General features: G+C 67.5%; 6 protein-coding genes. 3 read left to right on the forward strand and 3 right to left on the reverse strand.

Annotated features, from left to right (window positions below):
• The 3 genes from FW784_RS10400 to FW784_RS10410 form a co-directional block, all read right to left on the reverse strand.
• Positions 1–1,837: protein-disulfide reductase DsbD domain-containing protein (locus FW784_RS10400; protein WP_149353278.1), on the reverse strand; the 1,837-nt coding region annotated here is incomplete at its 3' end.
• On the reverse strand, positions 1,830–2,153 hold the full coding sequence (gene cutA, locus FW784_RS10405) for a divalent-cation tolerance protein CutA (protein WP_149353279.1): 324 nt from the start codon (positions 2,151–2,153) through the stop codon (positions 1,830–1,832). The genes cutA and FW784_RS10400, both read right to left, overlap by 8 nt.
• A gap of 61 nt (positions 2,154–2,214) precedes the next feature.
• Positions 2,215–2,616 (reverse strand): helix-turn-helix domain-containing protein, encoded by a 402-nt coding sequence (locus FW784_RS10410; protein ID WP_149353280.1) that lies wholly within the window; start codon positions 2,614–2,616, stop codon positions 2,215–2,217.
• 575 nt (positions 2,617–3,191) lie between these two features.
• On the opposite strand from FW784_RS10410, the gene groES reads away from it, so the two are divergent.
• The 3 genes from groES (at position 3,192) to FW784_RS14865 (ending at position 8,331) form a co-directional block, all read left to right on the forward strand.
• A complete protein-coding gene (gene groES, locus FW784_RS10415) occupies positions 3,192–3,479 on the forward strand; it encodes a co-chaperone GroES (RefSeq protein WP_027083774.1) in 288 nt (95 codons plus the stop codon).
• Positions 3,480–3,541: 62 nt separating this feature from the next.
• Positions 3,542–5,185, forward strand: coding sequence for a chaperonin GroEL (groL, locus tag FW784_RS10420; RefSeq protein ID WP_149353281.1), 1,644 nt, complete (start codon positions 3,542–3,544; stop codon positions 5,183–5,185).
• 539 nt (positions 5,186–5,724) lie between these two features.
• Entirely contained in the window at positions 5,725–8,331 is a 2,607-nt protein-coding gene (locus FW784_RS14865) for a S8 family serine peptidase (RefSeq protein WP_205123605.1), read from the forward strand.
• The last annotated feature ends 282 nt before the right edge of the window (positions 8,332–8,613 follow it).

Here is an 8,613-nt window from a genome sequence, read left to right on the forward strand (position 1 = left end):
CGCGGGCGTGGTCACGGCTGCGCGTCCACGCCCATGCGGCGAAGGCGACGGCAACGGCGGCCGCGAGGGTCCACGCGATCGCATCGGGCCCGCGCTGGCGGCCGAGCACCCAAACCAGCCACGCGGCGGTCAGATAGAGGGGGAACGCCAGCCCCTGCTTCAGGGTCTCCATCCACACACCGGGTCGTGGCAGCAATGCGGCGATGCCGGGCATCAGCCCTATCAGGATGAAGGGCAGCGCGAGCCCGATGCCCAGCGCGACGAACACCGCCATCGCCAACGGAGTCGGTGCCAGGAACGCCCACGCGAGCGCGGCGCCCATGAACGGCGCGGTGCAGGGCGTGGCAACCACAACCGCGAGCACGCCGGTGAAGAAGTCGCCAGCGACGCCGCCGCGCGTCGTAAGCCCGTGGCCCGCGCCGGTCCAGCGGCCACCCACGTGCCAGAGGCCCGACAGGCTGAGGCCCAGCGCGAACATCACCAGCGCCAGCAGCGCGACGACCAGCGGCTGCTGCAGCTGGAAGCCCCAACCCAGCGCGCGTCCGGCGTGGCGCAGGCCCAGCGCAAGCGCGCCAAGCAGAACGAAGCTGAGCACGACGCCCGCGGTGTAGCCGACAGCATGGCGTCGCGCGACGCTCGGCGAGCCGCTCTCAGCGAGAGAAAGCGCCTTTAGCGAGAGTACCGGGAGCACGCAGGGCATGAGGTTGAGCACCAGTCCGCCGAGCAGCGCGAGCACGAGTGCCGACAGCGCGCTCGCCGGCTCGACCGCCCGGGTGACCGGCGCCGGCGGACGCGCAACGGCCATGGCGGCGCCACGCGAGCCGGGCACGCTTGTGTCGCCGGTTGACGCCTGATCAGGGTCGCTCACACTGGCGGGTGCCGCGAGCGCCGTGTCGCCAAGCGGTGCGATGGACATGGCGGCCACGGGCGCGCCGCCGACCTTTCCAGCGGGCAGGTCGATCGCCACGGTCCGCTCCATCGGCGGATAGCAGATGCCGTCGGTCTGGCACCCCTGGAAGCGCGCGGTCAGTTTCAGGCTGCGCGGCGCGGGCGCGGTACGTGTCACGGGCAGGGTCACGTCGACGGGGTCGAAGTAGACGGCCACGTCGCCGAAATGCTCGTCGTGGTGCATGCGCGCTTGCGGCCAGCGCGCCGCCCCGAGCGACAGCCCGGCGGCGCGCGACCCGGCGTCAAGCCGGAACGACGTGCGATCGCGATACAGGTAGTAGCCGGCCGCGGGGGAGAAGCGCAGCAGCAGGGTGTTGCCGTCGCCCGGAATCGCTTCGAAGCGGAAGGCGTCCGCATCGGGCAGGGGGGCGGCATCGACGGCGCCGGCCGCGGCTGCCCGGGCGCGTGCGAATGGCGAGAGGCCCGTCGGCGCCGCGGACGTATCGCGCGCGGCCGACAGGTCGACGTTGAGACGGCGCACCTGCGGCGGGTAGCAGACGCCGGCGTCCGCGCAGCCCTGGTACTTGATCGTCACGACCGTGCGCGGGGCTTTCGCCGTACCGGGCAGGGTGGCGACGAGCTCGCCGCGATAGGTCTCGACGTCGCCGAAGAATTCGTCGTGGTGGGCGTCGCCTTTCGGCATCTGCAGTGCATCGGCATCGAAGCCGGCATCGGCCTGCACCGCGGTGCGGTGGCGATACAGGTAGAAGCCGTTGGCGATGGTCCAGCGCACCTGGATAGCGCCGTCGACGTACTGCGCGCTCGGCACGAACACCTGGTCGACCGGCGGCAGCTGGTCGGGCGTGATCGCAGCGGCGACGGGTGCGAGTGCCGCAAGCAGCACGAAGGTCACGGCATGCCGCGCGAAGCGTCGGAACAGGTCAGGCATCGTCACGGCTCTGGGCGTTCACCCAGTCGAGGTAGGCGGGCGTGCCGCCCTGCGCGTCGAGTGCGAGCAGTTCCGGCACGTCATGAGGGTGTAGGGCCGTTACGCGCTCGAATACCGCCTGGATGCGGTCGGCGGCCGTCTTGATCAGCAGCAGTACTTCGTCGGCGTGCTCGACCCGGCCCGCCCAGCGGTAGGTGGAGCGTAGGCCGGGTAGCTGCTGTACGCAGGCGGCGAGCCGTTCTTCAACAAGCGCGGTCGCGATTCGATCGGCGGCCGCTGCGTTGGGGCAGGTGCAATGAATGACGACGGCGCGCATCCGACGATTGTAGCGGCCGCAGCCGCCTCGACCCGCCGCGGCCGTGCAACGGTGCCGACGATCAGGTTTCGCGCCGGGTGGAACGCGACCGTCCGGTTCGCAGCGCGGCCATCTGCTCCATGATTTCCACCAGCGGCGCCTGGCTGCGCGCCGAGATCGTGCGAAACGCGGCAAGCATGCGCAGCTCAAGCGGTTCGTCGACCATCGTGGCATCGACCGCCGACACGCCGTCCAGGGCGTCGTCTGGCGACAGCGCCATGCGGCCGCGGCCCGTCGCGAGCCACTCGAACTGCACATTGGTGATCGTCGCCACCCGGCGCAGGTTCGTCATGCTGGGGCTTTTGCCCTGCACGGCCTCCCAATGGCTGACGGCACTGCGTTGCACGCCGACGGCCTCGGCCAGGGCGGCCTGTGAGAGCCCCGCGTGCCGCCGTGCAAGTCGGATTCGCTGCTGTGGGTTCATGGAAGGTGACGCTCCACGTCACTATTGGGTCGTCGCAGCCGCTAGCCTACCGTAGTTCACCCTGCTACCGATATCGTCATAAGGATGTGCGCTTCAGGTCGCACATTGGGCTGAAGATACGCTTAAACTCGGCAATGAATACGATTTCATAAATGGCCGGAATCGATACGCTACCAGATTCGGACAATGTTGCCGTCCGGTAGCCACTGGCGGGGGTGACGCGGACCGCCCACAATCGCCCCACGTCGACACGGAGTGTTGATCAGACAAGATGTCAGGGTTCTAGGGGAGGCGCGCCGGATCGCGCGTGCTTGGATGGCCGTCCTCGAGACCATGAGAGCGCGTTTCTTCGGGACGCGCTCTTTTTTTGTGCCCGCGATTCGTCAGGCCCGGGTCGCTACCGGGAAATTTTTCCTGAACGCCCCTTGAAAGCTGCTCGGCGCCTCCCATATCTGGCCCCGTCCGCGATGCGGTCGGGTTGTCGCCCGTATTTGGCACTCCAGGTCGACGACTGCTAAAATTCCCCGTCTTTCGCCGTCATTTCAATCACTTACAAGTAAGTCGGAGGTTCGTGCATGAACATCAAGCCGCTCTACGATCGCGTCGTCATCAAGCGCATGGAAGAAGAAAAGGTTTCGGCCGGCGGGATCGTCATCCCCGATTCGGCGACCGAAAAGCCGATCAAGGGTGAGGTCGTCGCGGTTGGCGAAGGCAAGGCGTTCGACAACGGCAACGTGCGCGCGCCCAAGGTCAAGGTCGGCGACAAGGTGCTCTTCGGCAAGTACAGCGGCACGGAAGTGAAGCTCGACGGCACCGAATACCTGGTGGTGAAGGAAGACGACATCTTCGCCGTCCTCGGCTGATCGCGATTCGCTCCTGTTCCGCCGCAAGAACTCTTTCCAAATTCAAGTTGAGGTAATACGCAATGGCTGCCAAGGAAATTCGTTTCGGTGAGGACGCGCGCGCCAAGATGCTGCGCGGTGTCAACGTGCTCGCCAATGCCGTCAAGGCAACGCTCGGCCCGAAGGGCCGCAATGTCGTGCTCGAGAAGAGCTTCGGCGCGCCCACGATCACCAAGGACGGCGTGTCCGTCGCCAAGGAGATCGAGCTGGCCGACAAGTTCGAGAACATGGGCGCGCAGATGGTGAAGGAAGTCGCCTCGCGCACCTCCGACAACGCCGGCGACGGCACCACCACCGCCACCGTGCTGGCGCAGGCGCTGATCCGCGAGGGCATGAAGGCGGTCGCCGCCGGCATGAACCCGATGGACCTCAAGCGCGGCATCGACAAGGCGGTCACCGCCGCGGTCGCCGAGCTGAAGAACATCTCGCGTCCGTCGTCGACCTCGAAGGAAATCGCCCAGGTCGGCGCGATCTCGGCCAACTCCGACCAGAACATCGGTGACCTCATCGCGCAGGCGATGGACAAGGTCGGCAAGGAAGGCGTGATCACGGTCGAGGACGGTTCGGGCCTCGAGAACGAGCTCGACGTCGTCGAGGGCATGCAGTTCGACCGCGGCTACCTCTCGCCGTACTTCATCAACAACCAGCAGTCGATGCAGGCCGAGCTGGACGACCCGTTCATCCTGCTGCACGACAAGAAGATCTCGAACGTGCGTGACCTGCTGCCCGTGCTCGAAGGCGTGGCGAAGTCGGGCAAGCCGCTGCTGATCGTGGCCGAGGAAGTGGAAGGCGAAGCGCTGGCGACGCTCGTCGTCAACACGCTGCGCGGCATCGTCAAGGTCGTCGCCGTCAAGGCGCCCGGCTTCGGTGATCGTCGCAAGGCGATGCTTGAAGACATGGCCATCCTCACCGGTGGCACCGTGATCTCCGAAGAAGTCGGCCTGCAGCTCGAGAAGGCGACGATCAAGGATCTCGGCCGCGCGAAGAAGGTGCAGGTCTCCAAGGAGAACACCACCATCATCGACGGCGCCGGCGAAGCCGAAGGCATCCAGGGCCGCATCAAGCAGATCAAGGCGCAGATCGAAGAGACCTCTTCGGACTACGACAAGGAAAAGCTGCAGGAACGCGTTGCCAAGCTTGCCGGCGGCGTCGCGGTGATCAAGGTCGGTGCGTCGACCGAGATCGAGATGAAGGAAAAGAAGGCGCGCGTCGAAGACGCCCTGCACGCCACGCGTGCGGCCGTCGAAGAGGGCATCGTCCCGGGTGGCGGCGTCGCGCTGCTGCGCGCACGTGCCGCGATCGAAGGCCTGAAGGGCATCAACGAAGACCAGAACCACGGCATCCAGATCGCGCTGCGCGCGATGGAAGCGCCGCTGCGCGAGATCGTGACCAACGCCGGTGAAGAGCCGTCGGTCATCGTCAACAAGGTCAAGGAAGGCAACGGCGCCTACGGCTACAACGCCGCGACCGGCGAGTATGTCGACATGCTGGAAGCCGGCATCCTGGACCCGACCAAGGTCACGCGCACCGCGCTGCAGAACGCAGCGTCGATCGCCGGCCTGATGATCACGACCGAAGCGATGGTCGGCGAGCTGCCGAAGAAGGACGAGCCGGCCATGGGCGGCGGCGGTGGCGGCATGGGCGGCATGGGCGGCATGGATTTCTGATACACGCCGCGAGCGGACCGCACGCCAAAACATCCACCGCGCCTCGTGCGCCCTGGATACGCGGCGCCGGACCCGGTCGACCCGCAGTACAGAAAAGCCCCGCTTCGGCGGGGCTTTTCTTTTGTCGACGCCGAAGGGCTTGCGGCCGGTTCTTGGATTTACGCGCCGGCGCCCGCCGGCAGGTCGACCACACGCGAACGCCGGTTCACGCGCTGAACGGGCAATGGGCCCCGTCGCCCAAGCGGCAGTGCTCGCCATCACGCGCGCGGCCGTCGGTCGGCGCGTCGGCTGAATTGGCCTACGCGCCAACCTCGTAGCGTCTGCGAATCCTGCTCGGAAACTGCGGAATTTCCCGAGGAACGTGCGCAACCGTGGAGGGCATTCGGCGGCGTCGCGCCGTTCGTCGCACCGCCCGGCAACCGTGACTTGCGTCGCATTTATGAAAGTAGGCTAAACGCCGACGCCAGGGTGGCCCACGACCCGCCCGTGTCACGTTTACGGCCCCGTCGTGGCTCCCTCCCCCCAAGCCGAGGTATGCCGTGAAAAAGTCGACCCCCATCGCCGTGTCCCTTCTCGCCTGCGCCTGCATGGTCGTGCTGGCGCAGGACGGTTTCGAAGTGCAGTGGCTTCAACCGGACACGCCGTCGCTCGTGCCCGATCCGAATGCGGCGCCGGTGGACGAATCGCCGCAGCGCTGGTTCGTGGAGCTCTCCAATGCCCCGACGGGCGACAACGGCCCGCTCGCCGCCGTGCGCTCGGAGAAGCAGGTCTTCCGCAATGCCGCGCGCGGAGCCGGGCTTCGCTACATCGAGAACTACGCGTTCGACGACCTGTTCAACGGCTTCTCGGTGACCGTTTCGCGCGCGCAGCTGGGCACGCTGATGCGCATGCCCGGCGTGCGCGCGATCTATCCCGTGCAGACGATCGCGATGCCGCAGGACACGCCGGGGACGTCGTCGCCGGACCTTTACACCGCGCTCGCGATGACGGGCGCCGACGTCGCGCAGAACACGCTCGGGCTGGACGGCAGCGGCGTTCGCGTGGCGGTGATGGACACCGGCATCGACGTCGACCATCCGGCGTTCGGTGGCGGCGGCGTCAACGGCGGCACCGCGTTCCCGACCGCGCGCGTGGTGGCCGGCTGGGACTTCGTCGGCGACGCCTTCAATGCCGACAGCAGCTCGCCCTCGTACAACCCGGTGCCCAGCCCCGATGCGCGTCCCGACGATTGCGCCGGGCATGGCACGCACGTGGCCGGCATCATCGGCGCCAATGGCGACGTCAAGGGCGTGGCACCCAAGGTGTCGCTCGGCGCGTATCGCGTTTTCGGCTGCCAGGGCTCGACTACCGCCGACGTGATGCTGGCTGCGATGGAACGCGCGAAAGCCGACCACATGCAGGTGTTGAACATGTCGATCGGGTCGGCCTTCCAGTGGCCGCAATACCCGACGGCGAAGGCCGCATCGCGCCTCGTCGAGCACGGCATGGTGGTGGTTGCTTCGGCGGGCAACGACGGCGGCACCGGGTTGTATTCGCTCGGCGCGCCGAGCGTGGGCGACGAGGTGATCAGCGTCGCGTCGTTCGACAACACGTCGATAACGCAGCCCGCGTTCGCGTTGTCGCCGGACGCCTACAAGGTCGGCTTCAATGCGGCGACCGGCGCGCCCACGCCGCCGTCGTCGGGCAGCGCGACGCTGGACCGCACCGGCACTACCTCCACGACCAACGACGGTTGTGCCGCGCTTCCGGCCAACAGCCTCGCCGGCAAGGTGGCGCTCATCCGGCGCGGCACGTGTTCCTTCTACATCAAGTCCACGAATGCGCAGGCGGCCGGCGCGATCGGGGTGGTGCTGTACAACAACGTCGCCGGACCGCTGAATCCAACGGTGGCCGGCACGCCGTCGATCAACATTCCGGTAGCGGCGGTCACTGCCGCGGATGGCGCGCTGATGGACGGCCGCATCGCCGCCGGGCCGACGCAACTCACGTGGGGCAACTTCCATGCATCGATACCGAACCCGACGGGCGGGCTGATCTCGTCGTTCTCCTCGTGGGGGCTGTCGCCCGACCTGCAGCTCAAGCCGGACATCGGTGCCCCGGGCGGCTCGATCTATTCGACGTTCCCGCTCGAGCGTGGCGGTTATGCATCGTTGTCGGGAACATCGATGTCGTCGCCGCACGTGGCGGGCGCCGTCGCATTGCTGTTGCAGTCCGCGCCGCACACGCCGGCGCAGGTGGTGCGCACGATCCTGCAGAACACCGCGCAGCCGAAGCCGTGGTCGGGCAGCCCGGGTTCCGGTTTCCTCGACGCGACGCACCGCCAGGGCGCCGGCATGCTACGCATCGACCAGGCGGTAATGGCCACCACGCGCGTGGAGCCCGGGAAAATCTCGCTGGGCGAGAGCGAGGTCGGCACCCAGGTGCGGCGCCTGCAGCTCAGCAACCGCGGCACGGTACCGGTCACGTATACGTTTTCGGCCGTCGACACCGTCGGCACCGGCCCGTACACGTTCTCGCCGTCGTACTTCATCGGCGGTACCGGCGTGGCGTTCTCGGTGCCGAGCCTGACGCTCGCGCCGCGGACGAGCGCATCGGTGAACGTAACGATCGCGCCGCCGGCGGGGCCGACGATCACCGGCGGCATCTACGGCGGGTATGTGGTGATGACCCCGGACAACGGCAGCGAGACATTGCGCGTGCCGTACTCGGGCTACGTCGGCGACTACCAGGCGCGGCAGGTGATGACGCCCACAGCCAACGGTTTCCCGTGGCTCGCTAAGCTCACCGGTCCCAGCTACGTCAACCAGCCGGGCGGTGCGACGTACTCGATGGTCGGCAACGACGTGCCGTTCTTCCTGATCCATTTCGACCACCAGTCGCGGCTGCTGCGGATGGTGGTGCGCGACGCGGCTACCGGACGCAACTGGCATCGCGCGCTGCAGACGGCGTACCTCGGACGCAACTCCGGGCCCACCGGGTTCTTCGCGTTTTCTTGGGACGGCACCACGACGGCGGGCAGGAACACGTTCACGGTTCCGGATGGCCAGTACATCGTGAGCGTCCAGGTGTTGAAGCCCCTCGGCGACGAGGAAAACCCGGCGCACTGGGAGACCTGGAACTCGCCGGTCATCACGATCCAGCGCTGACGGCGCCGGCGTGCGTGCCGGCAGCGAGCTGAACCGTACGGGTTTTGCTGCACTGCAGCGTGCATTCCCCGTCACGTCTCTTTAACAGTAGACCTGCACCCGACGTGGGGGAGGGAGCAAGGGCCCGCTGCCGGCAACGGCAGCGGGCTTTTTTTATTGCCCGGACCCGGCACGGCCGCATGCCAGAATGCCGCGCATGTCCGCCACCCATCCGGCCGCCGAAGCGGTCGACGCCCTGGTCGAACGCGCGTCGCGGCGGCTGCAGGCGCCGCCCGATGCGCG

The organism is Cognatilysobacter lacus, assembly GCF_008274655.1.
In the GTDB taxonomy this organism is placed as follows: domain Bacteria; phylum Pseudomonadota; class Gammaproteobacteria; order Xanthomonadales; family Xanthomonadaceae; genus Cognatilysobacter; species Cognatilysobacter lacus.

Bases quoted from the DNA above. Each gene is read 5' to 3' on its own strand.
- cutA (WP_149353279.1), bottom strand. From the start codon at position 2,153: ATGCGCGCCGTCGTCATTCATTGCACCTGCCCCAACGCAGCGGCCGCC.
- FW784_RS10410 (WP_149353280.1), bottom strand. From the start codon at position 2,616: ATGAACCCACAGCAGCGAATCCGACTTGCACGGCGGCACGCGGGGCTC.
- groES (WP_027083774.1), top strand. From the start codon at position 3,192: ATGAACATCAAGCCGCTCTACGATCGCGTCGTCATCAAGCGCATGGAA.
- groL (WP_149353281.1), top strand. From the start codon at position 3,542: ATGGCTGCCAAGGAAATTCGTTTCGGTGAGGACGCGCGCGCCAAGATG.